At 71.2% G+C, this 25,756-nt stretch carries 25 protein-coding genes and 1 tRNA gene; 12 read left to right on the top strand and 14 right to left on the bottom strand.

Annotated elements, in window-relative coordinates; translation table 11 throughout:
• Positions 1–28: 28 nt before the first annotated feature.
• The gene (locus IH54_RS0107950) at positions 29–1,537 is read right to left on the bottom strand and encodes an MFS transporter (RefSeq protein ID WP_031514260.1); all 1,509 of its coding nucleotides are present in this window, start codon (positions 1,535–1,537) and stop codon (positions 29–31) included.
• A gap of 229 nt (positions 1,538–1,766) precedes the next feature.
• Positions 1,767–2,411 carry a TetR/AcrR family transcriptional regulator gene (locus IH54_RS0107945; RefSeq protein ID WP_031514258.1) on the bottom strand — a complete coding sequence of 215 codons (645 nt, stop codon included), beginning with the start codon at positions 2,409–2,411 and terminating at the stop codon, positions 1,767–1,769.
• Positions 2,412–2,674: 263 nt separating this feature from the next.
• On the opposite strand from IH54_RS0107945, the gene IH54_RS0107940 reads away from it, so the two are divergent.
• A complete protein-coding gene (locus IH54_RS0107940) occupies positions 2,675–3,151 on the top strand; it encodes a MarR family winged helix-turn-helix transcriptional regulator (protein ID WP_031514256.1) in 477 nt (158 codons plus the stop codon).
• Between the two features lie 43 nt (positions 3,152–3,194).
• Here IH54_RS0107940 and IH54_RS0107935 read toward each other — a convergent pair whose 3' ends face one another.
• Together IH54_RS0107935 and IH54_RS0107930 are read right to left on the bottom strand one after the other, a co-directional pair.
• On the bottom strand, positions 3,195–4,034 hold the full coding sequence (locus IH54_RS0107935) for an ABC transporter ATP-binding protein (RefSeq protein WP_031514253.1): 840 nt from the start codon (positions 4,032–4,034) through the stop codon (positions 3,195–3,197).
• Positions 4,035–4,112: 78 nt separating this feature from the next.
• On the bottom strand, positions 4,113–5,651 hold the full coding sequence (locus IH54_RS0107930; RefSeq protein ID WP_031514251.1) for an MFS transporter: 1,539 nt from the start codon (positions 5,649–5,651) through the stop codon (positions 4,113–4,115).
• A 478-nt stretch (positions 5,652–6,129) separates the two neighbouring features.
• Here IH54_RS0107930 and IH54_RS0107920 point away from each other — a divergent pair, with 478 nt between their 5' ends.
• The gene (locus IH54_RS0107920) at positions 6,130–7,449 is read left to right on the top strand and encodes a hypothetical protein (RefSeq protein ID WP_052397191.1); all 1,320 of its coding nucleotides are present in this window, start codon (positions 6,130–6,132) and stop codon (positions 7,447–7,449) included.
• Positions 7,450–7,485: 36 nt separating this feature from the next.
• Here the strand turns inward: IH54_RS0107920 and IH54_RS0107915 are convergent, their stop codons facing one another.
• The 3 genes from IH54_RS0107915 to IH54_RS0107905 all read right to left on the bottom strand — a co-directional run bounded on the left by IH54_RS0107915 (position 7,486) and on the right by IH54_RS0107905 (position 9,855).
• The gene (locus tag IH54_RS0107915) at positions 7,486–8,148 is read right to left on the bottom strand and encodes an FMN reductase (protein ID WP_031514247.1); all 663 of its coding nucleotides are present in this window, start codon (positions 8,146–8,148) and stop codon (positions 7,486–7,488) included.
• Positions 8,145–9,287: an LLM class flavin-dependent oxidoreductase gene (locus IH54_RS0107910; RefSeq protein WP_031514245.1), complete on the bottom strand. Its 1,143-nt coding sequence runs from the start codon at positions 9,285–9,287 to the stop codon at positions 8,145–8,147. The genes IH54_RS0107915 and IH54_RS0107910 overlap by 4 nt, the downstream gene beginning before the upstream one ends.
• A 73-nt stretch (positions 9,288–9,360) precedes the next feature.
• Entirely contained in the window at positions 9,361–9,855 is a 495-nt protein-coding gene (locus tag IH54_RS0107905; protein WP_063762252.1) for a hypothetical protein, read from the bottom strand.
• Between the two features lie 344 nt (positions 9,856–10,199).
• On the opposite strand from IH54_RS0107905, the gene IH54_RS0107900 reads away from it, so the two are divergent.
• Positions 10,200–10,272 (top strand) — tRNA-Arg (locus tag IH54_RS0107900).
• 223 nt (positions 10,273–10,495) lie between these two features.
• Here the strand turns inward: IH54_RS0107900 and IH54_RS0107895 are convergent.
• From IH54_RS0107895 to IH54_RS0107880, 4 genes are read right to left on the bottom strand one after another with little or no spacing between them, the layout of a single operon-like run.
• Positions 10,496–11,626, bottom strand: a complete 1,131-nt coding sequence (locus IH54_RS0107895) for a glycoside hydrolase family 26 protein (protein WP_078862023.1) — start codon at positions 11,624–11,626, stop codon at positions 10,496–10,498.
• On the bottom strand, positions 11,619–13,250 hold the full coding sequence (locus IH54_RS0107890) for a glycosyltransferase family 39 protein (protein WP_159011711.1): 1,632 nt from the start codon (positions 13,248–13,250) through the stop codon (positions 11,619–11,621). The genes IH54_RS0107895 and IH54_RS0107890 overlap by 8 nt, the downstream gene beginning before the upstream one ends.
• On the bottom strand, positions 13,247–14,455 hold the full coding sequence (locus IH54_RS41440; protein WP_031514237.1) for a glycoside hydrolase family 26 protein: 1,209 nt from the start codon (positions 14,453–14,455) through the stop codon (positions 13,247–13,249). The genes IH54_RS0107890 and IH54_RS41440 overlap by 4 nt, the downstream gene beginning before the upstream one ends.
• Complete coding sequence (locus IH54_RS0107880) at positions 14,448–15,767, bottom strand: glycosyltransferase family 2 protein (protein ID WP_031514235.1); 1,320 nt, start codon at positions 15,765–15,767, stop codon at positions 14,448–14,450. The genes IH54_RS41440 and IH54_RS0107880 overlap by 8 nt, the downstream gene beginning before the upstream one ends.
• A gap of 304 nt (positions 15,768–16,071) precedes the next feature.
• Here IH54_RS0107880 and IH54_RS0107875 point away from each other — a divergent pair, with 304 nt between their 5' ends.
• From IH54_RS0107875 to IH54_RS0107860, 4 genes are all read left to right on the top strand, one after another.
• Positions 16,072–17,391: a UDP-glucose dehydrogenase family protein gene (locus IH54_RS0107875; RefSeq protein WP_031514233.1), complete on the top strand. Its 1,320-nt coding sequence runs from the start codon at positions 16,072–16,074 to the stop codon at positions 17,389–17,391.
• Between the two features lie 92 nt (positions 17,392–17,483).
• Positions 17,484–18,521 (top strand): glycoside hydrolase family 26 protein, encoded by a 1,038-nt coding sequence (locus IH54_RS0107870; protein WP_052397187.1) that lies wholly within the window; start codon positions 17,484–17,486, stop codon positions 18,519–18,521.
• A gap of 117 nt (positions 18,522–18,638) precedes the next feature.
• Complete coding sequence (locus tag IH54_RS41435; protein WP_031514230.1) at positions 18,639–19,547, top strand: hypothetical protein; 909 nt, start codon at positions 18,639–18,641, stop codon at positions 19,545–19,547.
• An 11-nt stretch (positions 19,548–19,558) separates the two neighbouring features.
• Positions 19,559–20,479 (top strand): UTP--glucose-1-phosphate uridylyltransferase, encoded by a 921-nt coding sequence (locus IH54_RS0107860; RefSeq protein ID WP_078862021.1) that lies wholly within the window; start codon positions 19,559–19,561, stop codon positions 20,477–20,479.
• Positions 20,480–21,132: 653 nt separating this feature from the next.
• On the opposite strand, the gene IH54_RS0107855 is transcribed toward IH54_RS0107860, so the two are convergent.
• Entirely contained in the window at positions 21,133–21,585 is a 453-nt protein-coding gene (locus IH54_RS0107855) for an Lrp/AsnC family transcriptional regulator (RefSeq protein ID WP_234343402.1), read from the bottom strand.
• Between the two features lie 119 nt (positions 21,586–21,704).
• On the opposite strand from IH54_RS0107855, the gene IH54_RS0107850 reads away from it, so the two are divergent.
• Both IH54_RS0107850 and IH54_RS0107845 read left to right on the top strand, forming a co-directional pair.
• Positions 21,705–22,244, top strand: a complete 540-nt coding sequence (locus IH54_RS0107850; protein WP_324607751.1) for an RBBP9/YdeN family alpha/beta hydrolase — start codon at positions 21,705–21,707, stop codon at positions 22,242–22,244.
• A gap of 95 nt (positions 22,245–22,339) precedes the next feature.
• The gene (locus IH54_RS0107845; protein ID WP_031514226.1) at positions 22,340–23,317 is read left to right on the top strand and encodes a pseudouridine synthase; all 978 of its coding nucleotides are present in this window, start codon (positions 22,340–22,342) and stop codon (positions 23,315–23,317) included.
• A 15-nt stretch (positions 23,318–23,332) separates the two neighbouring features.
• Here IH54_RS0107845 and IH54_RS0107840 read toward each other — a convergent pair whose 3' ends face one another.
• Complete coding sequence (locus IH54_RS0107840; RefSeq protein WP_031514224.1) at positions 23,333–24,136, bottom strand: VOC family protein; 804 nt, start codon at positions 24,134–24,136, stop codon at positions 23,333–23,335.
• 270 nt (positions 24,137–24,406) lie between these two features.
• Between IH54_RS0107840 and IH54_RS0107835 the strand changes: the two genes are divergently transcribed.
• The gene (locus IH54_RS0107835; protein ID WP_031514222.1) at positions 24,407–24,610 is read left to right on the top strand and encodes a hypothetical protein; all 204 of its coding nucleotides are present in this window, start codon (positions 24,407–24,409) and stop codon (positions 24,608–24,610) included.
• 68 nt (positions 24,611–24,678) lie between these two features.
• On the opposite strand, the gene panD is transcribed toward IH54_RS0107835, so the two are convergent.
• Positions 24,679–25,113, bottom strand: a complete 435-nt coding sequence (gene panD, locus IH54_RS0107830; protein ID WP_031514220.1) for an aspartate 1-decarboxylase — start codon at positions 25,111–25,113, stop codon at positions 24,679–24,681.
• Between the two features lie 209 nt (positions 25,114–25,322).
• Between panD and IH54_RS45375 the strand changes: the two genes are divergently transcribed.
• Positions 25,323–25,478: a hypothetical protein gene (locus IH54_RS45375; protein ID WP_159011709.1), complete on the top strand. Its 156-nt coding sequence runs from the start codon at positions 25,323–25,325 to the stop codon at positions 25,476–25,478.
• Entirely contained in the window at positions 25,453–25,713 is a 261-nt protein-coding gene (locus IH54_RS0107820; RefSeq protein ID WP_031514218.1) for a hypothetical protein, read from the top strand. Before IH54_RS45375 ends, IH54_RS0107820 begins: the two co-directional genes overlap by 26 nt.
• Positions 25,714–25,756 lie beyond the last annotated feature (43 nt).

The following is a 25,756-nucleotide window of genomic DNA, read 5'->3' as shown; positions in this document are numbered from 1 at the left end:
CGGGCGGTCGGTGCCGCCCGGCACCGGGTCAGTGGGCGATGACCGGGATGGCGATGTCCTCCGGGGACTTCTCGCCGTCGATCTGCTCGTGGCCACCTTGGACACCGGCGTCGATCAGCACGAAGGCCAGCAGCGCGGAGAGCGCGAGAATGCCCGTCGCCCAGTAGATGGCGACGGAGTAGCCGTGCACCGCGGACTGGTCGATGAACAGCTTGTTCTTCAGATCCGCCTTCGACGTGATGTGCGAGGAGACCCAGGTCGCCGTGGCGCTGGTGGCCAGCGTGTTCAGCAGCGCGGTGCCGATGGAGCCGCCGACCTGCTGCGAGGTGTTGACCATGGCGGACGCCACACCGGCGTCCTCCGGACGGACCCCGTGCGTGGCCAGGCTCATCGCGGGCATGAACGCGGTGCCCATACCGAGGCCCATGAGGACCAGGCCCGGAAGCAGCACCGCCGCATAGGAGGAGTCGATCTTGATCTGTGCCAGGACGAGCATGCCGAGGGCGGCGACCAGGAAGCCGGGCGCCATCAGCAGCCGGGGGCGGACGCGCAGCATGAGCCGGGTGCCGATCTGCGTGGAGCCGACCACCATGCCGCCGACCATGGGCAGGAACGCGAAGCCCGACTTGAGGGCGGAGTAGCCCATGACCTGCTGCAGGTAGTAGGTCAGGAAGAGGAACAGGCCGAACATGCCGATGACGGCGAGGCCCAGCGACAGGTACACACCGCCGCGATTTCGCTCGGTCACCACGCGCAGCGGCAGCAGCGGGGCCGAGACGCGGCTCTCGACGAGTGCGAAGGCCCCCAGGAGGACCACTGAGCCCGCGAAGAGGCCCAGTGTCATCCCGGACGTCCAGCCGTCGCTCTCGGCGCGGCTGAAGCCGTACACGAGGGCGACGAGGCCGGCGCTGGCGAGGATCACGCCGGGGATGTCCACGCGGTTGCGGTTGCGGCCCTGCGCGGGCTCGCGGATGACGAGGACCGCGCCGATGACGGCGGCGATGGCGAAGAGGATGTTCACGAACAGCGCCCAGCGCCAGTTGAGGAACTGTGTCAGCACGCCGCCGAGGATCAGGCCGACCGCGGCTCCGGCGCCCGCGATGGCGCCGTAGATACCGAAGGCCTTCGCGCGTTCCTTGGCGTCGGTGAAGGTGACCGCGAGCAGCGAGAGCGCGGCAGGGGCCAAGAGCGCGCCGAAGACGCCCTGGAGGGTGCGCGCGCCCAGCAGCATCGCCGTGTTGACCGCGGCTCCGCCTATTGCCGAGGCGACGGCGAAGCCGAGCAGGCCGACGATGAAGGTGTTCTTGCGTCCCCACAGGTCGGACACCCGGCCGCCGAAGAGCAGCAGGCCGCCGAAGGCCAAGGTGTATGCGGTGATGACCCACTGCTTGTTGCCGTCGGAGATGCCGAGGTCCTGCTGCGCGGACGGAAGCGCGATGTTCACGACGGTCGAGTCCAGGACGACCATCAGCTGGGCTATGGCGATGAATATGAGCGCTGTCCAGCGCCTCGGATCCGGCTGGGGTGTTTCAGGCATGGCTTGGTCTCATTACTTGGTGCGGAGTGACAGAACGTGGGGACGTGTGTCAGCGGTGGCGCCGGGTCGGGGCCGTGCGGGGATCGGGGTCAGGGATCCCTGCCGGTCTGCTGATGCCGGGTGCGGCGCTGCGCGCGGGAGATGAGCGGACGGCGGCTCGGGCTGCACGGGCCGACGGCACAGCGAACCCGGCCACGCTATAGCCCGGTTGATGGGTATTGCGAATGATTTACGACATGCCAGCTTTCAATTCCTCCAGGGTCGCGGCGTTCCCCGCCAGGACCGAGCGCGCCGGGGCACGCAGGCCGTCGAGGAACAGCTGCAGGTGACGGTGGACGAAGCGGTCGAAGCCCACGCAGCAGACGCCCGGCAGCGGCCGGGTGAGCTGCGTCACGGCGACCATCACGTCACCGACGGCGATGTCGGCGCGCAGCAGGCCCGCGCTCTGGGCGCGTTCCAGGATTGCGCCGATCGACCGTTCCATCCGTTCGACCTGGCTGACGACCGCGGGGTCCTGGCGGTCGAAAACATCGGTGAGCAGAGGGCACAGCGCGCCGATCCGCTCCTGCGTCGCCTCCAGGACGAAACGACACAGCGCGGCGAACGCGTCCGGCTCTTCGGCCAGCGCGTCCTCGGCGCGTTTCACTGTACGGGCCACCACTGACAGCGTGACCTGACGGACCAGGTCGGCGCGGTCGGCGAAGTGCCGGTACAGCGTGGCGTTGCCCACACCCGCCCGGCGGGCCACCTCGTCGAGGGGGACATCCGGGCCGAGTTCGACTATCGCTTCGCGAGCCGCGGCGACGATGCGCTCGCGGTTGCGGGTGGCGTCCGCGCGCAGCCGCACAGGGCGGGGCCCGGGAGCGGCGTCCATGTCGAGCGGCACGGCGTGCTCCTTCCGGTCTCGCGGGACTGCGCTGGTCGTACCGACCGCCGGGGCGCCCGGCGGCGGAGGGGCCACTTCCGTTCGGTGGCCAGCAGGTCAAACGGGGATCCTGTCCCCGGATATTTCACGCATGCCGCGTGACCTGCACCACAAGCGCTCATCAATGATCGATGCGAGCCCCCGGGGCGGGTGCAGCCGTCCTGCGACCGCACTTTTCATTGAACCTTCAAGAAGCGCACTACCATGGGCCCATGACATGGCTGACAGAAGAACAGCAGGCGACCTGGCGGGCTTTCCTGCAGGCCACGACGCTGCTGGACGACCACCTCGACCGTCAGCTGCAGCGCGACGCGGGCATCCCGCACATGTACTACGCCCTGCTCAGCACCTTGTCGGAGACTCCCGGCCGCAGCATGCGGATGACCGAGCTGGCCGAGCGAGCCAAGATCACCCGGTCGCGGCTCTCGCACGCCGTGAGCCGGCTGGAGGGGCACGGCTGGGTGCGCCGGGAGGACTGCCCCACCGACCGGCGCGGCCAGGTGTGCGTGCTGACGGACGCAGGTTACGCGGAGCTGGTGCGCACCGCGCCCGGCCATGTCGCCGCCGTACGCGGCGCCGTCTTCGACCGGCTCACACCCGAGCAGACCCGGCAGCTCGGGGAGATCTCGCGGGTCATCGCCGAGGGGTTGCACAGCAGCGACGGCGCGGACGTGCCCTGGCTTCGCTGACGACTCCGCCCACGCCGCGGACGCGGCTGCGTGCCGGCTCCTGTCACGGGTGCGGCGTGACGCGGCCCGAGCGGGCGAGCCAGCGGCCCTCGTGACGGCTGACCTCGATCGGCCGCCCGAAGCAGCGCGTCATCTCCTCGGCGGTGAGCACCTGCTCTGCGGGGCCCGACGTCAGCACGCGGCCCTCCTTCAGCAGCAGGACATTGTCGATGGACGGTGACAGCTCTTCCAGGTGATGCGTGACGGTGATCGTGGTCAGCACCGGCCTGGTGACGGCGAGCCGGTGCAGGGCGTCGATCAGGTCCTCGCGCGACGGCAGGTCGAGGGCGTTGAACGGCTCGTCCAGCAGCAGCAGCGACGGGTCGGCCATCAGCGCCCGCGCCACCAGGATGCGGGCGCGCTGGCCGCCCGAGCAGACACCGTAGGCGCGCTCCGCGAGTTCCTTGATCTCCAGCTCGGCCAGCAGCGCGCCCGCACGCTCGCGCACCTCGTCGTCGTACTTGCGCCACAGCGGCTGCACGGTGCCGGTGTGGCCGGTCAGCACGACCGTGTGCGCGGTGAGGTCGAGCGGCACCTTCTGGGCCGAGGAGACCAGGCCGATGCGGGCGCGCAGTTCGCGCATGTCGACGTGGCCCAGGCGGTGGCCGAGTACGTCGACGGTTCCGGTGGTCGGGTGCATCAGCGCACCGATCAGCCGCAGGATCGTGGTCTTGCCGGCGCCGTTCGCGCCGAGCAACGCCCAGTGCTGGCCCGCGCAAACGGTCCAGTTGATGTCGTCGAGGATGACCTGGCCGGTCGTGTAGCGGCGCACGCTGACCGCGTCGAGTACGGCGACCGCGTCCGGCGCGGGGCCTTTCGCGTTGGCTGTCGCGTTGGCTGTCATGACGAAACGGTAGCTGTATGCGCCAGCTTTACGGGGTGGGTTTCCGCGATGTGGATCCCCGCGCATACTGCCGCAGGGTCAGGCCGCGGCCGGGGACGGGCTCTCCTCGGCCGTCGCCTCGGCAATACGCGGCGGCCCCGGTCGGAACAGCAGGAAGGTGATGACGAAGCCGAAGGCGAAGAAGCCCGCGGACCACCAGTAGGCGACGGTGTAGCTGTGCAGCTGCGCCTGGGCAACCACGGCCGGGCTCGGGCGGCGGCCGGAGAGGTAGCTGGTGGCCGCGCTCGTGGCCAGGGTGTTCAGCAGCGAGGTGCCGACCGAGCCGCCGACCTGCTGGCTGGTGTTGACCATTGCCGAGGCGACGCCCGCGTCGTGCGCCTGGACACCGGCGGTCGCCAGGTTCATCGCGGTGGCGAAGATCAGCCCGAGGCCCAGGCCCAGCAGGAGCAGCGGCGGCATGACATGGGCGGCATAGGTGCTGCTGCCGTCCAGTGCCGTCATCCAGGCCATGGCGCCACCGGCCAGCAGCATGCCGGTCGGCACGATCGGCCTGGCGCCGAACCTCGGCACCAGCACGTTGGTCGTCGTCACGGACGCGATCACCAGCACCGCAACCATCGGCAGGAAGGCCACGCCCGTCTTCACCGGCGAGTACAGCAGCGTGCGCTGCATGTAGTACGTCAGGAAGAGGAAGACGCCGAACATTCCCGCGCCGGACAGGAACATCGCCACGAACGACGCACCGCGGTCGCGGTCGGCGACGACGCGCGTCGGCAGCAGGGGATGCCTCGCACGCCGCTGCCACCACACGAAGGCCGCCAGGAGGACCGCGCCGGCCAGCAGGAAGCCCCAGGTGCTGACGGCGCTCCAGGAGTGCCGCTCGGCGTCGGAGAAGCCGTACACGACGCAGAACAGGCCGCTGGAGACGAGGAGCGTCCCCGGGATGTCGAGGGACGGGCGGTCGGGCAGGGTGCCGGGGGCGAGCAGGCGCGCGCCGCCGGCGAAGGCGATGACGGCGAAGATCAGGTTGACGTACAGGCACCAGCGCCAGTCCAGGTACTCGGTGAGCAGGCCGCCGAGGAGCAGCCCGACGGCGGCTCCCGCGCCCGCGATGGCGCCGTAGATGCCGAAGGCCTTGGCACGTTCCCTGGCGTCGGTGAACGTCGTCGTCAGCAGCGACAGTGCGGCGGGCGCGAGCACGGCCGCGAAGGCGCCCTGGAGGGCGCGCGCCGCCACGAGGATCTCGAAGCTTCCCGCCGCGCCGCCCATCGCCGACGCGCCGGCGAAGCCGACCAGGCCGATCAGGAAGATCCGCTTGCGCCCGATGAGGTCGGCGAGCCGGCCGCCGAACAGCAGCAGCGAGCCGAAGGCGAGGGCGTAGGCGGTGATGACCCACTGGCGGTCGCCGTCGCTGAACCCGAGGTCCTTCTGGGCGGACGGCAGCGCGATGGTCACGATCGTGGCGTCCAGGATGACCATCAGCTGAGCGATGCCGATGACGACGAGCACCCACCAGCGGCGGGCGGACTGCCCGTCGGGGACGCCTTGCCCGTGCGGCGATCCGGGGGCGCCCTCCCGGTCCTGGGCCGCAGGCGTCTCGGAGGAGCTTCGTGCCATGGCGTGGATCTCCTTTGCGCTTGCGCGCGTCCCCCCGGAATTTCCACGCTAGGCGCAGCTCAGCGACCCCGCCATGCGGGGCGTGCCGCCCCGTGCGGGCGTGGGCGGCGGTCCCGGGCGTGTGGGCCCGGGAATCCACCGCGACCGCCATCGGACGACCGTCCCTGGTGGTGATGACGGCCACGCAAGTGGGGTTGCGGCAGCTGCACGACGATGACTAACCGCCGCGACGGGGCGGGTAACGCGCACTCACCCGTTCGGCGTGACCCGATCGGTCCAGGCGCGACCGTGGGCGACGGCGGCGGGTCATCCGTGCGGGGTGATCGGGCGCGGGGGTCGGCCCCCGCCACCCGTACGCAGCAGTTGCGCGCGCGGGCGGGGCGGCGGAGTCGTTGGCTGGCGGGAAGGAATCGCACGGGCCGGGAGTGGCGGGCCGGAAGTGGCGGGCCGCCCGCGGGACCCGCGAGGGAGTGCGCACATGGCGACGAGCGCGAACGGACCCGGCGGGGTCGTCGGACCGGGTGACAGCCCGCTCGGCGCAGACGAGCGCGCGGAGCTGGCGGAGCTCCGCAGGCGCGCGCCCGGGCGGCCGTGGTGGCGCACGACCCTGTCCGCGTTGCTGATCACGCTGGCAGCAGTGCTCGCTCCGCTCGCCGGCGTGGCGGTGTGGATCGCCGACGAGATGGCCGACACCGACCGCTACGTGGCGACCGTCGCGCCGCTCGCCCGGCATCCGGACGTCCAGGCCGCGGTGACCGCCAGGGTCACGGACGCGGCAATGGCGAGAATCGATTTCGATTCGCTGCTGTCGCGCGCGGCCCCGAGCGACCGCCCGCGGCTCGAGCAGGCGCTCGGCGGTCTACGGGGGCCCATCACCAGCGGGATCCGGGACTTCGTCCGGCAGACGGTGGCGAGCTTCGTCGCGAGCGACGCCTTCGCCCGCATCTGGGAGCAGCTGAACCGGCAGGCGCACGCTGCCTTCACCGGTGCGCTGACCGGAAGCGGCGACACGGCCGTGCGGGTGCAGGGGGACGCGGTGGTGCTGAATCTGGAGCCGGTGGTGGCGCAGGTGAAGCAGCGGCTGCTGGACCGCGGGCTGAGTGTCGCGTCGGTGATTCCCGAGGTACGGACCGACTACACGCTGGTGAGGTCGAAGGACGTGCAGCGGGCGCAGACGGGTTTCCGGGTGCTGCAGGTCGCGGGGAACTGGCTGCCGGTGGTCACGGTCGTGCTGGCGGCCGCCGGGGTGCTGCTCGCCGCGCACCGGCGGCGTGCCCTGGTGGCGGCCGCGCTGGGGGTGGCCGCGGGCGTGGCGGTGCTCGGGATCGGGTTGTCGGTCTTCCGGATCGTCTATCTGGATCATCTGCCTGCCGACGCGAACCAGGCGGCGGCCGGCGCGGTCTACGACCAGATGACCCGATTTCTGCGGATGACCGTGCGTATGGTGATCGTCCTGGGGGTGCTGGTCGCCGTCGGGGCGTGGCTGAGCGGCGCGGGGCGGTGGGCGACGCGGGTGAGGAGCGCGTGGGAGACCGGGATCGGCGCGGTACGGCAGGCGGTGGGGCCGTCGAGGACCGGGCCGGTGGGGCCGTGGGTGCACCGCTACCGGCACGCGCTGCGGTGGGCGGTCGTCGTGGGGGCGGGGCTGGCGGTGCTGCTGTGGTCCTACCCGACGGGCCTGGTCGTCTTCTGGATCGCGCTGGTCGCGGTGGGCGTGCTGGCCGTCGTCGAATTCCTCGACGAAGGGAGTCGGGGCGACGGGGGTCGGGACGGGGCCGCGAGGGTGGGTCCGGCGTAGCCGCGTACGCGCGGGCTCACCCTAGCGGGCCCGGTGTCAGTCGTTCGGGGTCAGCGCCGCGAGTTGCTGGGCGAACGGGGTGAACGTCTCGTCGGGGGACGGCGGGCGCGGGGACGGGGCGCCCGCCAGGTACCGGGAGAGCTCGGCGGCGGCACGGGCGACGCGGAGGGCGAGGGGGTCGTCGCCCGCGGCGCCCGCCGCTCCCGCTGTGCCCGTCGCACCCCAGTCCTCCGTCGCCGCGTACACCGCGGTGGGCATGACGACCGCCCGCAGGTACGAGAACAGCGGCCGCAGGGCGTGTTCCAGGACCAGGGAGTGGCGCGCGGTACCGCCGGTCGCCGCGATGAGCACCGGGGTGCCGGCGAGCGCGTCCTTGTCGATCACATCGAAGAAAGACTTGAACAGGCCGCTGTAGGAGCCGGTGAAGACCGGTGTCACGGCGATCAGCCCGTCGGCGGACGTCACGGCCTCCACGGCGGCGCGCAGCCGCGGTCCGGGAAAGCCGGTGACCATGTTCTGGGCGATCTCGTTCGCCAGGTCGCGCAGCTCGACGACCTGCACGTCCAGCTCGGGCCCCGGGCCGGTGCCCGCGTTCTCGGCGACGTGCTGCCGGGTCGCGGCCGCCAGCCGGTCGGCGAGCAGCCGGGTGGAGGACGGCCGGCCGAGGCCCGCGGTGATCACGACGAGGTGCCTGGTCATGCGTTCGCCTCCGCGTTGTCGTGGCTGTCATGGCGGCTGGTGTCCTCGCGGCTATCGATAATGTCGCCGTTGCCGCGGGCGACGAGCGCCTGGTGGGTGGGCCCGTCCGGCACGCCGGCCGGGCGGCCCGCGGCGAACTCACGCCGCAGCACGGGCACGACCTCCTCGCCGAGGATGTCGAGCTGCTCCAGCACGGTCTTCAGCGGGAGACCCGCGTGGTCCATCAGGAACAGCTGCCGCTGATAATCGCCGAACGATTCCCGGAAGGTGAGCGTCTTGTCGATGACCTCCTGAGGCGACCCGACGGTCAGCGGCGTCTGGTCGGTGAACTCCTCCAGCGACGGCCCGTGCCCGTACACCGGGGCGTTGTCGAAGTAGGGGCGGAACTCGCGTACCGCGTCCTGGGAGTTCTTCCGCATGAACACCTGACCGCCCAGTCCGACGATCGCCTGCTCCGGGGTTCCGTGGCCGTAGTGCGCCCAGCGCTCTCGGTAGAGGCCGATGAGGCGCTTGAAGTGCTCCTTGGGCCAGAAGATGTTGTTGGCGAAGAAGCCGTCGCCGTAGTAGGCGGCCTGCTCGGCGATCTCCGGGCTGCGGATGGAGCCGTGCCACACGAACGGCGGGACGCCGTCCAGCGGGCGCGGGGTGGAGGTGAAGGACTGCAGCGGGGTGCGGAACTTGCCGGCCCAGTCGACGGTGTCCTCGCGCCACAGCTTGTGCAGCAGCGCGTAGTTCTCGACGGCCAGCGGTATGCCCTGGCGGATGTCCTTGCCGAACCACGGGTAGACAGGGCCGGTGTTGCCGCGGCCCAGCATCAGGTCGACGCGGCCGTCGGCGAGGTGCTGGAGCATGGCGAAGTCCTCGGCGATCTTGACCGGGTCGTTCGTGGTGATGAGCGTCGTCGACGTGGAAAGGATCAGACGATCGGTCCGCGCGGCGATGTAGCCGAGCATCGTGGTCGGCGACGACGGCACGAACGGCGGGTTGTGGTGCTCGCCGGTCGCGAAGACGTCGAGCCCGACCTCTTCGGCCTTCTGCGCGATGGCCACCATCGCCTTGATCCGGTCGTGCTCACTCGGCGTCCGACCGTTCGTCGGGTCCGTGGTGACGTCGCCGACCGTGAAGATCCCGAACTGCATCTCGCCCACCGTCCCATTGGTTGATTGTTCAACTACAGGAACGGATGACCTTCCCCGACTATTCCCGCCCTGCTCAGCACCCCGCGGGCGGGTCCGCGTCGGCCGCCGCGGCGGCGCCGGAATGCGTATCGTGACCGGGCGGCTGCACGCCGTGGTAAGTGATCGAGCCCGCCTGGATCACGGCTTCGTGGTACACCCCGCCGTGGGTCGTGTTCGCCGTGTAGTACGTGGTGCCGCCCGCCGCCCGCGACTCGGGGGCAAGCTCGGCCAGCATGCGCCGCAGCTCCTCCGCGGCAGCCGGATCCGCCTGGAGCGTCCGCCGCAGCCGCAGCCGCCACTCGGCCAGCACGTCGTCCTCCGTGCCCGCGTCCCGGGCCTGCCGCGCCTCGACCAGCTCGCCACGGGAGCGCTCCAGGTCGGCGCTCGCCGCCTCCTCCGCGCCCTCCGCCCCGCCCCGCGCGAGGAACCGCGCCAGCCGCGCCCTGACCTGCGCCCAGGCGTCCGAGGCCATCAGCCCCACCACCGTCGTCGCGCCCGACGCCGCGAGCCCCGCCAACTCCGCCTCCACGCCGCCCCCTTCACGTCACCCGGACGGCCCCTGCCGCCCGCGTCCCCGTCCACGGTAGGGCCGGGGCCCCGGCCGCGTCCCGCGCTACCGCGCACCGGCCGGAACGGACCCGCGGCCGCCCTCCGGCCCGTGCGCAGGAAATCCGAATTCGACGTCTCCCCGTTCGTACCGCCCGGGCGGAGCGGTCGAACGGGCCGCCGCCGCGCACCAGCCGGCACGAGCCCCGCCGTGCCCGCCCCGGGCACGGCGGCCTGCTCGGGCCGGGCCCCGATCCGGTACCCTGACGACCGAGAGACCTGGGCACGGTCCGATCATCGGCTTCCGTGCTCGGTTTCGGACGCCCCGCCCCAGTAGCTCAGGGGATAGAGCACGGCTCTCCTAAAGCCGGTGTCGCAGGTTCGAATCCTGCCTGGGGCACGTTCCACCACCACAGCAGTCCCCGTGACCACTTCGGTGGCCACGGGGACTCTGCACATGGCGGGGCACGGCGTCGGCGGTCCTTCCCGGCGTGAGGGTGATCTCCCAAATCTCCCCGGCCGGGAGCGTGACGTCCGGCGACGCCTCCTCCCGGTCCGGGTGCATGCGGACGCTGAGCCGCGTGGCGACGAAGAGCCGCCGAAAAAGCTCCTGGGGAGCTGTGTCAGGATCCGGCGGGGGCAGGTACGGGGGCGAGCCTGAGGGTGCCTGCGCCCTTGCGGAACGCCTGCTCGGCGGCCGGGCTGGAGGTGAAGGTCCAGTTCGCTCCACCGCCGTCGGCGTGGGTGTACTGGAACCAGACGAAGCCGATCACGTCAGGGTGCTTCTTCAGCCACGGGAAGAAGGTGCCGATCCAGGGCGCTTTCTGGCTGCCCGGCTGCGAGCCGGTCTCGGTGATCAGCAGCGGGCGGGCGGTGAAGTCCCGGATGGTGTGCAGAGTCGGGTCCAGCAGCCGGCTCGCCGTGTGCTCGGAGACGTCGTACGCGGACATGCCGATCCAGTCGACGTAGGCGTCGCCCGGGTACAGCGACTTCAGACTGACCCGGTCGGCGCCGCGCAGTACGTTCGGGGCCCAGATCCAGATCACGTTGTCCGCACCGACCTGGTCGAAGATCTTGTGCACGTGCTTCCAGGCAGCCGCGAACTGTCCCGGCTTGTTGATGCCGTTCCGTTCGGCCCAGGGATACCAGTGACCGTTCATCTCGTGGCCGAAGCGGAGGGCCACGGGCCACCCGTTCGCCTTGACGGCCTTGGCGAACGAGGTGATGTAGGCGTCGTGAGTACCGTCGATGATCGTGGACAGCGCGTACGACGGCTGCTTGGTTCCCTTGGCCGCGCCCGCCCACGGCTCCCAGGTGATCACCGGCAAGGCGTGCTGGGAGTATGCGGACCGTACGGCCCCGGGGTCGAAGCCCTTGGTCCAGTTGACGAAGTACTCGACCATGTTCGGGACGGTGCCCCCCGCGTCCTTGCCGGCCTTGGCAAGAACGGCCGACTTCCACGGGGCATCGGGCGCCGCGATCCCGAAGTACGTGGCCCCGTTGGCAGGCGCGAGGAATCGGGCCTTGTCCGGGACGGCTTCCGTCGGGGTCGAGGAGGGCACCGCGACACTGCGGCCGGCGTCGTCCTTCCCGGGGCTCTTCGCGGCATTGCCGCCCCCCAACGTGAAGGCGCCCACGCCCACCGCAAGAGCGGCGACGACCGCGAGGGCAGCGAACTTCATGCGTCGCGCGCCGCCCGCACGTTCCCGTACGTCCCTCTCGTCGTCCCTCTCGACGTCCCTCTCGTCAGTCATGGTCGGCCTGCTTCTTCTTGTCGGCGGCCTTCGGCTGCACGGGTGCCTTCTCCGGTATCCGGTTGAAGAGTGTGACCCGCAGTCCGCCGGCGAACTCCCGTGCGGTCACGGCCTTGTAGTCGGACTGCAGGAAGGTCCGCTCGTCCTCGGTCATGCCGCTGAAAGGCGCGGCGGCACTCGCGGTGGACACGAGCCAAATCCGGTCGACGCCCTTGGTGCACACCACCGGTGCGGCGCAGGGCCGTCCGGTGTACGTACCGTCCTCCTGCGGCGACTCCATCACGTACACGTCGGACGGCTGGTCCGGGACGTCGCGCAGCTGGTAGGCCATGGCACGCATCGCCACGTCCAGTTCGCCGCTGTAGACGATGCCGTCGTCCGCCTTCTGCTGGCTCACCAGGTACGTCGCTGCCGCACGGAAGTCGGGCTCGCCCGGCCGTGGATCGGTGCGCAGCGTCGGGAAGGCCATCACCGACAAGGCCGCTACGGCGGACGCGGCGACCAGTCCGGCCGCGATCTGCCGGGGCACGGCTGCCTGGGCCCGGCCGGGCAGTTCCCGGCCCAGAGCACACACGCCCGCCCCCGCGAGCAGTGCCAGTGCGGGCACGGTGAAGACGAAGTACGAAGGAGTGAAGAGGTTCCCGTACGACCGCAGGCAGAACACGGCGACCGGCGGCAGCACCGCCCACACCAGGAGCGGGACGCCGTTCCTCCGGCCCAGCACCACGCCCAGCACCGCCAGAATGCCGACGGCCAGTGCGACGCGGGGGGAGCCCAGCAGGTCCTGCGGCAGATGCAGCAGCGCGTCGGCCCCGGTGCCACCGTCGGGGTGCTGGTGGTTCTGGCCCCGGGCCAGCATGAGCACCGCGAACAGGGGCACGACCGGCACCAGGGTCACCGAGAACCAGGCGCCGGCCCGCTGCCGTTCCGTGGCGAGAACGATCAGCAGATAGGCGACCACGACGGTCGCGGCGAGCGGATGGAACAGCCCGGTGCACAGCATGCCCAGGGCGTAGGCGCCCCACCGGTCGGCGCCCTCGTGGTCGAGAGCCCGGTACAGCAGGAGTGCGCCCACCACGACGGCCAGTGCAGCCATGGCGAACGGGCGCGCGTCCTGGGCGTAGCGCACGGTGACCGGGAGGACGGCGAAGACGAGCCCGCCGATCAGACCCGTCGGTGCGTCGAACATCCGCCGGCCCAGCAGTGCCAGCGCCGCTGCCGTCGCGGACATCGCCAGCAGCGACGGGAGCCGCAGCATCGCCGGCGAGGCGCCGGCGACGGAGACCCACAGGTGCATCAGCACGTAGTAGGGGGCGAGGACGACGTCCGTGTTGTCCAGCAGCCGCCCCAGATCGCTCCACGACAGATGCGAGGCCCACCAGGTGGCCGACTCGTCCTCCCGGACCTGTGGCCCTCCCAGTTGGTAGGCGCCCAGCGCGAGGGTGACCAGGGCGGGCGGCAGCATGGTTGCCCCCCGGCTGAGGCCGCTCCGGCGCTCGCGCTCCTCCCGCCGTCTGGACCGTGGTCCTGGCCCCTCGCTCTGTTCGGACCGCTCACTCCGCGGCTGCGGGATGATCTCGATCGGGATGGTGTCGGGCGCGTCGAGAAGTTCCCTCTCGCTCACGGTGTACTCCCCGAGGCGGAGGCGCTCGCGGTGGCACTCGTCGTGGTGCCGGTCCGCCCGGTGGTGAGGTGCAGGGTGGCCAGCCCGGCCTGGAACGCCTGTTTCTCCGCCGGACTCGAGGTGAACCGCCAGTTGGCCCGGGCGCCCGTGTCGCGGTCCTTCTGCATCCAGATGAATCCGATGACCTCGGGATGGCGTTTCAGCCAGGGGAAGAAGTTGTTGACCCACTGCAGCTGCTGGTCGTCGATCTGCGCGCCGGTTTCCATGATCATAATGGGCTTGCCGGTGATTCCCTGGATCTGCTTCATCGTCGCGCCGAAGGTGATCGACGGCGACTTCTCGTGCACGCCGTAGCCGGTCATGCCGACAAGGTCGACGTAACTGTCACCCGGATAGAGCGGCTTGAGTTTGATACCGGGCTCGGGGCGGATGATGTTCGGTGACCAGGTCCAGATCACGTTCGTGGCCCCGGCCTCGTCGAACAGGTCGTGCACGTGCCGCCACGCCTTGACGTACTCGCCGGGGTGGTTGCCGTTCACCCCCTCCGACCACGGGTACCAGACGCCGTTCATCTCGTGCGCGAAGCGCAGCAGCAGGGGCCACTTGGCAGCGGCGATCGCCTTGGCCGTCTGGGTGATGTAGGCGTCGTAGCGGCCGCCGATGATGTTGGCGAGCCGGTAATCGGGCTGGTCGATGTTGGACTTGAGGATGACGTCGGGCTTCGGGTTCTGGGTACCGCCCTGCCACGGCTCCCAGGTCAGCGACGGCAGGGTCCCGTGCGAGTACGCCGCGGTGATCGAGTACGGGTTGAACTTCTGGCCCCATGCCAGGAAGTACGAGGCGATGGTCGGCCGGATGCCTCCGGCATCGGTGGCCAGCCCGTCGAGTTCCTTGGCGTCGTAGGGCGCGTTGACGGTGGTCGCTCCGAAGTAGATCCCGTCGGGGTGCAGGAACTGCTCCTTGCTCGGAACGGACGACTGCGTCTTGCCCTTCAGCCGGTCGAGTACGCCCGGATTCCTCGGGTCGTCGCCCAGACCGGAGTACCCCGTGCCCTGCGCGTTGGACACCACTGCCATGTAGACGCCGTAGGACAGCGACGCGAGCAGCACGGCGTTGACGGCCATCCAGATGCGGAGCCGGATGCCGGAGCCCCGGCTCCACCAGTGCAGTGGTTTGCGCCGCCGCCTGCTGGTCCTCTCAGACACTCATCATCACCGAGCCCCCCAGCATGAGCCCCCCGATCAGGTAGGGCACGAGTACGAGCGGGCTGCGCGTCTTCTCACCGGCGAAACTGTCCGCGCGCGTTCCCCAACTCGCGTTGTGCGCACACCGGAAGAAGCCGAGCAGCCGTACCGGAAGAAGCAGCAGGGTGTTGATGACCATGAACGTCGGCAGGAACAGCAGGTCCTGCGGCCGGTACGCGAAGTGTCGTCCGAAACGGACCATCAGCGAGAACAGCGACATCACCGCGGCCAGAGTCACCAGCAGCACCATGGACTTGGTGGGGTCGGCGGGCAGCGGAAGATCGGTGTAGATGCCCGGGCGGCCCTTGTGGAAGGCGGCCACCGCCCAGGAGGCGAAGGTACCCAGGAGCACGAAGGGCACGGCGACGTCCGCGAAATAGAACAGCGCCAGCATCTTGGCGTTGCGCAGCATCCACGGCATCATCCGGAGCGTGTTGTACTGCGAGCCGCGGGCCCAGCGGTACTGCTGCTTGGCGAGCTTCTTCAGTTGCAGGGGAGCATCCGTGTAGACCAGCGACGTCGACTGGTAGACCGTGCGGTACCCGGCCTTCAGGGTGTAGTTGGTCAGGGTCCGGTCGTCGCTCACCTCGAGGAAGACCCCGAGGAACTTCTCGCCGAGGAAGTCGTCCATGCAGTCGAAGAGGATCTTGCTGCGGAAGGCGATGGTGCGACCGGGAAGGCAGCCTACGGTGCCGAGCACGCTCATGGCCGGCATGGAGTACTGGCAGCGCACGCTCTCCAGCCAGTCGGCCCAGCGGGTGAGCACGGTACGGCTCGGCTGGAGGATGCGCTGGCGGGTGGTCACGCCGCCGATCCGAGGATCGCGAAACGGCTTGATGAGCTCACTGAGGGTGTTGGTGGTCCAGATGGTGTCGGAGTCGACCAGCACGGCGATCTCGCCGGTGGACGCTTCCAGCCCGACCTTCAGCGCGTTGCGCTTGCCGGGGATCTCGGTCCAGTACCAGAGCACGCCGAGGTCGTCGCAGATGCCCTCCAGCGCCTCGTTGCGGCGGCCGTTGATCACTACGATGATCTCGGTCGGCTGCTGCTCGATGATGCGGCCGACGACCTCGCGGAAGAGGTCCTCGGGCTCGTCGACCACCGGGATGATGACGGAGGTCGTGGCCTGGAATGGTCGCTTCCACGGCTTGTAGCGGCGGGCGAGCACGACCTTGATCAGCCACAGCAGCCAGATCAGGGCCATAAAAGCCGCGAATGGGTACACCACCCCCGAGATCCGGGTCTCACGGATCTCCAGCAAGAACGCCAGCATGCCTTCCCCATCGCACTGATTTCCCCCGGGCCGCTGACACGCGGTGTGCCGCAGAGATGCTATGTCGAACGGCCTGTTTACCATATTGTCTGCACTGGGTCCTCACTGGACCTCCGCATGCCATAGCATCACTGTGCGTTCTCCTCCCCCGCGCCAGGAGTTCGAACAGCCGGCCGCATCACCCGTTGCGCCGTGCCGCGACCTGGGACCGGGCCGGAGAGCGGTGGTGTGGACCCTGTGTGGTGGGGGCTACTCTCACCCAATTCGCAGTCGGCCCCCCACGTACCCGAAAGGGCATCGGAACATGCGGCTCACCGTCATCGGCACGGGATACCTCGGCGCCACCCATGCCGCCTGCATGGCAGAGCTCGGCCACGAAGTGCTCGGGGTCGACGTGAACCCGGACCGGATCGCAGCCCTCCAGGCCGGCCGAGTCCCCTTCTACGAGCCGGGGTTGGCCGAACTGCTCGCGAAGCACGTGGCATCGGGGCTGCTGCGGTTCACCACCTCCTACCGCGAGGCAGCCGAATTCGGCGATGTGCACTTCTCCTGTGTCGGCACGCCGCAACAGGCCGGCGGCCAGAGCGCGGACCTGCGGTTCGTCGACGCCGTCATCGAGTCGCTGGCGCCGCACCTGGACCGGCCCGCCCTGGTCGTCGGCAAGTCCACGGTGCCGGTCGGCACGGCGGCACGGCTGGCGGCACGGCTCGCGGCACTTGCCCCGGCGGGCCAGCACGCCCGGCTCGCCTGGAATCCCGAGTTCCTGCGCGAGGGCTTCGCGGTCGAGGACACCCTGCGGCCCGATCGGCTGGTCTTCGGAATCGACCGGGACGACGCCGAGTCCGAGCAGGTGCTGCGGGAGGTCTACCGCCCGCTGCCGGCGGCCGATGTGCCCGTGGTGGTGACCGACTTCCCGACCGCCGAGCTGGTCAAGACGGCGGCCAATGCCTTCCTGGCCACCAAGATCTCCTTCATCAACGCCATGGCGGAGGTCTGCGAGGCAGCCGGAGCGGACGTGGCGCACCTGTCGGCTTCGCTGGCTTACGACACCCGCATCGGCGGGCGCTTCCTGCACGCCGGCGTCGGCTTCGGCGGAGGCTGCCTGCCCAAGGACATCCGCGCCTTCGGAGCTCGGGCGGAGGAACTCGGCGTCGGTCAGGCGCTGTCGTTCCTGCGCGAAGTGGACGCGATCAACCTGCGCCGCAGGCAACGCGTTCTGGACCTCGCCGGCGAACTGTGTCCCGACGGACTGGCAGGGCGCCGCATAGCCGTGTGGGGAGCGGCGTTCAAGCCCGACTCGGACGACATCCGCGACGCACCGGCACTCGACCTGGCCGCCCGGCTCCACCGTGCGGGGGCGTCGGTCAGCGTCTACGACCCCAAGGCCATGGACAACGCCCGCAAGCTGCACCCCGAACTGGACTACGCCACCGGGGCGCTGGAAGCAGCACAGGGCGCGGACCTGATCCTGCACCTGACCGAATGGCCCGAGTTCCGCGCACTCGCCCCGGACGCCGTGGCCGCGGTCGTCTCCAGGCGGCAGATCATCGACGGCCGGAACATCCTGGACCGGGACGGCTGGCGTGCCGCGGGTTGGACCTTCCGGTCGCTCGGCCGGCAGTAGGTCGTCGCCCCCACATGCTGACCCTACGGAGAGTTCGGCCAGGGACGTACGCGTCCACACCACCGACATGGCGCAGACGCGTCCTCGCAGACGTGCTGGCGCTCGGACTGGTGCTGACGCTGGCCGCCTGCTCGTCGGGGGCCGGGGACGCCCACGACATCACCGGCCACGGCTCCGCCTCCGCTTCCGGCCCGACGGCGAAGCCCTCGCCGTCGGGCCGCACCGCGACGCTGAGCAAAGCCGCCTATCTGCTCCCGCACGGGAGCTACTTCGGCGTCGCCACGTTCCACGCCCCGGCCCGGGCGACCACGGACGCGGCGGCGGCAGCGGCGGGCCGGCATCCACGCATTCTGGAGTACTACCAGGGCTGGGACGAGCCGTTCTCCGCCGAGGACGCCGAACTCAGCTACGAACAGGGCGCGTTGCCTCTGGTCACATGGGAGCCGCAGGGCCGGTCCCGGGCCGCCGACCAGCCGCAGTACTCGCTGAAGAAGATCGCGTCCGGTGCCTTCGACGCCTACATCATCACGTTCGCCCGGCAGGTCAAGGCCACCGGTCAGCCGGTGGTGCTCCGCTTCGCCCACGAGATGAACGGGGACTGGTATCCCTGGTCCGAACAGCACAGCGGCAACTCCCCCGGCGACTACGTCAGGGCATGGCGCCACGTCCACGACCTCTTCCAGGCCGTCGGCTCGACCCAGGTGATCTGGGTCTGGAGCCCCAACGTGCTGCGCGGTACCAAGAACGTGGCTCTCGAGCCGCTCTACCCGGGCGACCAGTACGTGGACTGGATCGGCATCGACGGGTACGGCTTCGGAGAGAAGACGGCCGGCGAGGTGCTGCAACCGACGGTCGATACCGTCCGGCGCTTCTCCCGCAAGCCGATCCTGCTCACCGAGACCGGCAGCGCGCCCGGCCCGCAGCAGGCAGGATGGACCGCCGACCTCTTCCGCTGGATCAAGAGCACGCCGAATGTGATCGGCTTCGTGTGGTTCCAGCACAGCCAGGACGAGGGTGGCCAGTACGACTACCGGTTCGACATCGACCCGCGCACCAGGGCGGCGTTCCGGCAAGGGCTGGAATCCCTGGCCCTGAGCCCCTGGCCCGTCACCCGGCAGGCGCCCCAGTAGGGGGCCGAGGTGTGCCGAGCGCGACAGTTGCAGCGCAATCGAGGGATCTGCCCTCGGTCCGTCCTTAAGATGAGGATTCCCCCAAGTGGGTTACCGGAAAGGTGAACTCCCCAGGCCATGAGCACACCGCAGGGCCCCCAGGACCCCCGTGTCCCGTACCAGAGCGGCGCCACGCCTCCGGTCGAACCGCAGCAGCCGCAACCGGGTTACGGCTACCCCCAGGGCCAGTATCCGCCGCCGGTCCAACCCGGTTACCCGCACGACGTACGGCAGGGCTTCCAGCAGCCCTTCCCCTACGTGCCCAATCCGCACCAACCCGACTGGTCGGCGGTGGCGGACCGGCAGGAGGCGGAGCGAAAGCGCAAGAAGCGGCTGGTGCTCACCATCGTCATCGGCGTGGTCGTCATCGCCCTCGGCGCAGCCGGCACCGTGGTCGCGCTGACCATGGGCGGCTCGAAGGACAAGCACACCACGGCCACCGAAAAGCAGCAGCACACGACGTCTCCACCGTCCAGTGCCCCGACGAGCAGCACCCCCAAGCCGAGCGGCACCGCGACGCCCACACTGCAGGGCAGCGACCTGTTCAAGGCGACGGAACTTCCGATCAACGGCCGTACTTTCACCCGGAAGACCACCTCGCACGAAACACCGTGCTGGAAGGGGACCCAGGGCGGCCTCGGCCCGATCCTGGACCGCAACCACTGTTCGCAGATCGTTCTCGCCACCTACGTCTCGGACAAGAGCTCGGTGACCGTGGGCGTGATCGTCCTCCCGACAGCGGCCGAAGCCGAAGCGGTGGCAACCGACTTCAAAGGCGGGCTGACCCCGCTCGCCGGCACGCACGGCATCCCGGACTTCTGCAACAAGGTTGCCTGCGCAGTCACCCACGCCGTGCACGGCCGCTACGTCTACACCACGATCGCCGGGCCCAACTCCGGCGCGGAGGGGGACAAGGACGCCGATTCGATCGCTGCCGGACAGGGACTCTCGGGCTACGCACTTTCCCGACTCCTGGAAATACACTGAGAACAATCCACATGGCACACACAAGTACCCCGCGGGAGCGGCGCGTCACCAAGGCGGTCATTCCCGCCGCAGGTCTGGGGACACGGTTCCTGCCGGCGTCCAAGGCGACGCCGAAGGAGATGCTCCCGGTCGTCGACAAACCGGCGATCCAATACGTGGTCGAAGAAGCCGTCGCCGCTGACCTCACGGACGTCCTCCTGGTGACCGGCCGCAACAAGAGAGCACTCGAGGACCACTTCGACCGCAACTACGAGCTCGAGGAGCTCCTCTCCCGGCGCGGCGACCTCGAACGGCTGGAGAAGGTGCGTGCGTCCAGCCAACTGGCCATGGTGCACTACGTACGCCAGGGAGATCCCAAGGGACTGGGCCATGCGGTGCTGTGCGCCGAACCGCACGTCGGCGACCAGCCTTTCGCCGTCCTGCTGGGCGACGACCTCATCGACCCGCGCGACCCGCTGCTACCGCGCATGATGGATGTACAGAAACGTTACGGCGGCAGCGTCGTCGCCCTCATGGAGGTCGACCCGGAACAGATCCACCTGTACGGGTGCGCGGCCGTCAAGCCGGTCGCCGGCGAGGGCGACGACGTGGTCCAGGTCACGGGCCTGGTCGAGAAGCCCCCGCCGGGCCAGGCACCCTCCACGTTCGCTGTCATCGGCCGCTACGTACTCAGCCCCGCGATCTTCCCGGCGCTCGCCAGGACCCGGGCCGACCCGCGCGGCGAGATCCAGCTCACGGACGCGCTGTGCGAGCTCGCCCAGCGCCACGACGACGGCGGGCCCGTGCACGGCGTTGTCTTCACCGGACGGCGCTACGACACCGGCGACCGCGACGCGTACCTGCGCGCGACGGTCCAGTTGGCCTGCGAGCGTGCGGACATCGGACCTGGTTTCCGGGCCTGGCTGAAGGAGTTCAGCGCCGAGCTCGGCTGAACCGGTCCCCGCCGCGGCTGCGGCGGCGGGCCTGGGAGCTTCTGCCGCGGTGGCCGCCGAGCCGGCCACCGCGGAGCCGTCCGCGCCGGCGGCCGGCTCGGCCCCCACCGCGTCGATGGACCCACGCTGAATCCCGCTGGGCAGCACGAACAAGATCCCCTGCAGACGCCTGCGGTCATCCGGCGGACACCGTCCCGGGCCGACAGGTCGGGACGCCGGCGGCACGCTTCTCTCGGGAGGCCCGGGAACGCCCGAGACCGAGGGGGCTCTCTCGCTCCGGGGTCCCTGTCTCGGGCCTCGGTGACTCGGTGACTCGGTGACTCGGTGACTCGGTTGCCACCGGCGCACCCGCCGTCCCGGCGTTCTCGCTGCGGCCGGGCCCGTCGCGAGAAGCTCCACCGCGAGCAGCAGCGCCACCGGCGGCCACCCCGCCACCAGGACCGGCTGCCAGGCCAGGCGCGGCGCCGCCACCACGTTCGCCGCGGGCGACACCGCTCGACCGTGGCGGAGATGACCAGTGCGGCGGGTGAGTGCGGTGGTGCGGATGGGGGGCGAACCTCTCCTGGGGCACGGTCGCCGTCCACGCGCGTCGCGGACACACGGCCGGGCCGGGCATCTGCCCCGCGCCCGGCCGTTCTGCGTCCGGGGCCCGGCTACGGCTGCGCCGGGAGGGGTTTGGGCGGGTAGCTGCGCAGGACGAGGGAGGTCGTCACCGCGCCGTGGCGGGCGAGGGCGTCGACGATCTCTGCCAGGCGTTCGGCGTGGGTGCAGTGGACGTCGAACAGGAGGCAGTCCTCGCCGGTCAGGCGGAGGGTGGAGACCACCTCGGGGGTGGCGTCGGCCAGGTCGAGGGCCTGGGCGAGGCGGGCGTGGGTGGTGCGCAGGCGCACGACGGCGTGGATGGCCAGGCCCAGCGCGGCGGGGGCGACGACGGCGCGGTAACCGGTGACGACGCCGCTCCGCTCCAGCCGCTGGATGCGCGCGGCGGCGGCCGGCTGGGAGAGGCCGACGCGGCGCCCGACCTCGGCGCCGGTGAGGCGGCCGTCGGACTGGAGCAGGCTGATGATCGCGCGATCGATATCGTCAAGCGATTCCCTCGTTGTCACGTCCACTGTCCTATCGATCGCTTGCAGTGCCCCCGGGGGCGGCTTCGCCCATCGATAATCGGCCGCAGTGCGCGTGCAGGGCAGGGCAGAAGAGGGGGCGATAGGCGATGGTCGCATATGTGGTGATCCCAGGAATCGACGGTTCCGACGAGGCCCACTGGCAGAGCCGGTGGCAGCAGGAGTGGGGCGGCGCGGCCGTGCGCATCGCGCCGGGGTCGTGGGCCGCGCCGGAGCTGGCGGACTGGGTGGCGGCCGTCCAGGCCGCTTACGAGGCGGTGGGCGTGGCGGGGGAACCGGTGGTGCTGGTGGCGCACAGCCTGGGGTGCTGGGCGGCGGCGTGCTGGCTGGAGGCGGTGCGGCCGGCCGGTGTGGCGGCCTTTCTCGTCGCGCCGCCCGATCCGCGGGGGCCGGCCTTCCCGCGGGCGGCGGCGCCGTCCTTCGCGGCGCGTGCCGCGCGGGCGCTGCCCTGCCCGGCGCTGGTGGTGGCCGGCGAGGACGACCCGTACTGCGACGCCGGGGTGTCGGCCGGTTTCGCGCGGGAGTGGGGCGCGCGGTGGGAGTCCGGGGGCACGCACGGTCACCTCAACTCCGCGAGCGGCTTGGGCGAGTGGCCCGCGGGGCGCGCGTTGCTGGCCACGCTCGTGGCGGACGCCGGGTAGCGGCGGGTTACGGCGGCGAGGGGCCGCCGGGCGGGTGCCGCGTAGCCTGGGAATGACCGGACGGTACGGGTGAGCAGCGGGGCGAGGTGCTGGGCGTGGCGCGCAGGGCAGGGCGCAGGCCGCCGCCGTCGCCGCTGCCGCAGCGGGCCGGCGTGGACCCCGTACGGCTGCGGCTGCCGGGGGACGGGGCGGGTGCGGCCGGCTGGGCGACCGTACGCGAGCATCTGCTCGGGCGGTACGGGCCCGCGCTGGGTGCCGAGCGGGTCGAGGCGATGCTCGCCGCGGGGGATTTCGTCACCGCCGACGGGCCGGTGCTGGCGTCGACCCCGTACGTGCCGGGCGGCTGGGTGTGGTTCCACCGCGAGCAGCCGGCCGAGCCGGAGGTGCCGTACCCGGTCGGGGTCGTCCACCGCGACGAGCACACCGTCGTCGCCGACAAGCCGCACTTCCTGGCGACCACGCCGCGCGGCCGGCATGTCGCCCAGACGGCACTGACCCGGCTGCGGCGGGACCTGGGCCTGCCCCACCTCACGCCCGCGCACCGGCTCGACCGGCTCACGGCGGGCCTGGTCCTCTTCGTCGTGCGGCCCGAGGACCGCGGCGCCTACCAGACGCTCTTCCGCGACCGGCGGGTGCGCAAGGAATACGAGGCCGTGGCCGGCTACGACCCGGCGGTGCGGCTGCCGTGCGTTCTGCGCAGCCGGATCGTCAAGGAGCGCGGGCGGATGGCCGCCGAGGAGCGCGCGGACGGCCCGCCGAACGCCGAGACCCGCGTCGAACTGCTCGACCGGCGCGGCTCCCTGGCCCGCTACCGGCTGCTGCCCGCGACGGGCCGCACCCACCAATTGCGGCTGCACATGAGCAGCCTGGGGCTGCCGCTGCTGGGCGACCCGCTCTATCCGCGGCTGCTGCCGGAAGCCGCCGCTGACGACTGGTCGAAGCCGCTGCAGCTGCTGGCCCGGGCGCTGGAATTCACCGACCCCCTGACGGGGCGGGAGGTGCGCTTCGAGAGCGTGCGGAGGCTCGCCGCCTGGCCGGACGGCACGGAGACCGCGGGCGGCGCCGGGGTCTGACCGGCCGTGAGGGCGTCAGGCCCCCGGGTTCGGGGCCGGGGACGTCGGGTGGAGCAGCGCGAAGAACGCCCCCTCCGAGTCCCTGAGCAGGGCGAGCCGGCCCACGCCCGGCATGTCCGTGCCGGGCATCAGGACCGCGGCGTGGCGCTCGGCGGCCTTCGCCACCGTCGCGTCGACGTCGTCCACCGAGAAGTACGGCTGCCAGTAGCTCGTGCCCTCCGGGAGCAGGTCCGCACCGAGCTGCATGATGCCGCTGTGCGACCCCTCCTGGCCGCCGCCGCTCCTGGACGCGATCACGTACGAGCCCGCGCCGCCGGGCAGCGGCACCTCCTCGTGGTCCCATGCCAGGACCGATCCGTAGAACGCCTTCGCCCTTGCCGCGTCCGTCGTGTACAGCTCCGTCCAGCACAGGGCGTGTGCGCCTACCCGGTCCAGGCCGGTGGTCGCGCCGGGCTCCCACACGGCGAACTCGGCGCCGCTCGGGTCGGTGTACCCCGCGAGCCGCCCCTGCTCGGCGACGGGCACGGGCGGAAAGCGGACGCTGCCGCCGGCCTGCTCGACGGCCTTCGTCGTCGCGTCGGCGTCGGCCGTGTGGAAATACACCGTCCACGCCGGGCGGGCGCCCGGGTCCTGGAGCGGGCCGAGGGCGGCGACCGTCTCGCCGTCGAACGTGAACATGCCGTATCCCCCCGCTTCCGGCCCCGCCGGGCCGAACTGCCAGCCGAGCAGCTCGCCGTAGAAGGAGGCGGCCGCCGGGACGTCGCGGCTTCCCAGGTCGACCCAGTTGGGTGCGCCGGGGACGTAGTCGTTGGTGAGCATGCTGGACCTCCGTGTGCGCTGGGCCCCGCGGCCGCCGCGGGCCGGCTGCCTGAGGGGCGATCTGCCGGATTTGGACGCTGTGTCCTCTCTCACACTCAGCATGGCAGCCGGCACTGACAATCCGTCATCCCGCACCGGGCGAACGGCATTCGCCGCTGGTCAGCGCGGCCCGGAGGGGGCGTCCCCGCCCCGTCCGGGCGTGCGGGGGCCGCCACGCGCGGTGGCTTTTCCGGTTCGGGATTGTCAGTGGGTCCGTCTAGGGTGGATCGCATGTACGGGGGAAGTCTCGATCAGGCGAACGCAGCGCTCCGGGCCTATGTCCAGGAGCACGGCGACCGGCCGTGGACGGCCGAGGAGCTCGCGGAGCTCGCGCGGTTGCGTGCCCGCTGGACCGCTGCCGCGCGCGGCGCGCGGGTCGAGATACGCACGGTGTCCGGGCAGGTCATGGGCGCCGCGGTGATGACCGCGGCGTAGGACCGGCGGCTGCCCCCGTCCCGGGGTGCCCCGGCCCGGTGGGGCCGAGGCACCGGCCTGGCGGGGCGTCAGGCGGTGGCGTGCACCGGCGCGACGGCGTGCGGGGGGCGCACGGAGTCGCTTCCGGGCGCGGGTTCCGCGGTGTCCGTGCCGAGGGCGACGATCCGGTTGCCGGCGTCGACATGCACGACCGCGGGCCGCAGCGTACGGGCCTCGGCGTTGTCGACCTGGGCGTAGCTGATGAGGATCACCAGGTCGCCGGGGTGGACGAGGTGGGCCGCCGCGCCGTTGATACCGATGACACCGGAGCCGCGCTCACCCTCGATGACGTACGTCTCCAGGCGGGCGCCGTTGGTGATGTCGACGATGTGCACGAGTTCGCCGGGCAGCAGGTCCGCGGCGTCCATCAGATCGGCGTCGACCGTCACGGAGCCCACGTAGTGCAGGTCGGCCTGGGTCACGGTCGCGCGGTGGATCTTGGACTTGAACATGGTGCGCAGCACGGTGCCGCCTCCTGAGGTGAGTAGGTCGCGTCCCTCCGGGGGTACGCGCCGACCCGACCAGGGTAGAGCCCCCGTCCTGGGTCCGGTGGGGGTGGTGGCGGGAGTGCGCAAGATCTCAGGGCGGGCGGGGCGGCGCCGGCGGGCGGTGCGGCCGGGAGGTTACGCGGGCCGGGCGCCCGCCGGACGCGCTGCCCAGCTGGCGGCTCGGCGTGCCCGCGCAGCTCCGCTGCCGCGCGAGGCCCTCGACGCCCGGCGCGGTGGCCGCGGCGCTGCACGTGCAGCCGCAGTCGCTCACCCGCACGCTCGCCGCGCTCGCGCGGGACGGCGCGGGACGGGACGGTGAGCCGCAACCGGGCGGCGGGTGACGGGCGCAGCCAGGTCGTGGCGCTGACCGAGCGCGGTTTCGCGGCGACGGCGCGCGACGTCAACCACATGGACGCCTGGCTGCGCGCACGTGTCGATGCCGAGCCGAACGCCACCGAGCGCGAGGTGCTGCGGCTCGCCGCCACGCTGCCGGACCGGCCGGCCGCGGACGAGGACGCGGAAGAGGACGAAGGTGAGGGCAAGGGCAAGGGCGGGACCGGGGAAGGCGACGGGTGACGGAGAGCACTCCGGCGAATACCCCCCGGGGGTGTTGGCCAAA

The sequence above is a fragment of the Streptomyces sp. NRRL F-5123 genome (genome assembly GCF_000721495.1).
GTDB lineage: Bacteria > Actinomycetota > Actinomycetes > Streptomycetales > Streptomycetaceae > Actinacidiphila.
This window is presented reverse-complemented; position numbering and strand designations above follow the sequence as displayed.

What these genes read in the sequence shown, in the direction of transcription:
- IH54_RS0107895 (WP_078862023.1), bottom strand. Translation starts at nt 11,626, where the DNA reads ATGACTGACGAGAGGGACGTCGAGAGGGACGACGAGAGGGACGTACGG.
- IH54_RS0107835 (WP_031514222.1), top strand. Translation starts at nt 24,407, where the DNA reads ATGTACGGGGGAAGTCTCGATCAGGCGAACGCAGCGCTCCGGGCCTAT.
- IH54_RS0107950 (WP_031514260.1), bottom strand. Translation starts at nt 1,537, where the DNA reads ATGCCTGAAACACCCCAGCCGGATCCGAGGCGCTGGACAGCGCTCATA.
- IH54_RS0107840 (WP_031514224.1), bottom strand. Translation starts at nt 24,136, where the DNA reads ATGCTCACCAACGACTACGTCCCCGGCGCACCCAACTGGGTCGACCTG.
- IH54_RS0107860 (WP_078862021.1), top strand. Translation starts at nt 19,559, where the DNA reads ATGGCACACACAAGTACCCCGCGGGAGCGGCGCGTCACCAAGGCGGTC.
- IH54_RS0107915 (WP_031514247.1), bottom strand. Translation starts at nt 8,148, where the DNA reads ATGACCAGGCACCTCGTCGTGATCACCGCGGGCCTCGGCCGGCCGTCC.
- IH54_RS0107910 (WP_031514245.1), bottom strand. Translation starts at nt 9,287, where the DNA reads ATGCAGTTCGGGATCTTCACGGTCGGCGACGTCACCACGGACCCGACG.
- IH54_RS0107880 (WP_031514235.1), bottom strand. Translation starts at nt 15,767, where the DNA reads ATGCTGGCGTTCTTGCTGGAGATCCGTGAGACCCGGATCTCGGGGGTG.
- IH54_RS0107935 (WP_031514253.1), bottom strand. Translation starts at nt 4,034, where the DNA reads ATGACAGCCAACGCGACAGCCAACGCGAAAGGCCCCGCGCCGGACGCG.
- IH54_RS0107945 (WP_031514258.1), bottom strand. Translation starts at nt 2,411, where the DNA reads ATGGACGCCGCTCCCGGGCCCCGCCCTGTGCGGCTGCGCGCGGACGCC.
- IH54_RS0107930 (WP_031514251.1), bottom strand. Translation starts at nt 5,651, where the DNA reads ATGGCACGAAGCTCCTCCGAGACGCCTGCGGCCCAGGACCGGGAGGGC.
- IH54_RS0107920 (WP_052397191.1), top strand. Translation starts at nt 6,130, where the DNA reads ATGGCGACGAGCGCGAACGGACCCGGCGGGGTCGTCGGACCGGGTGAC.
- IH54_RS41435 (WP_031514230.1), top strand. Translation starts at nt 18,639, where the DNA reads ATGAGCACACCGCAGGGCCCCCAGGACCCCCGTGTCCCGTACCAGAGC.
- IH54_RS0107875 (WP_031514233.1), top strand. Translation starts at nt 16,072, where the DNA reads ATGCGGCTCACCGTCATCGGCACGGGATACCTCGGCGCCACCCATGCC.
- IH54_RS0107940 (WP_031514256.1), top strand. Translation starts at nt 2,675, where the DNA reads ATGACATGGCTGACAGAAGAACAGCAGGCGACCTGGCGGGCTTTCCTG.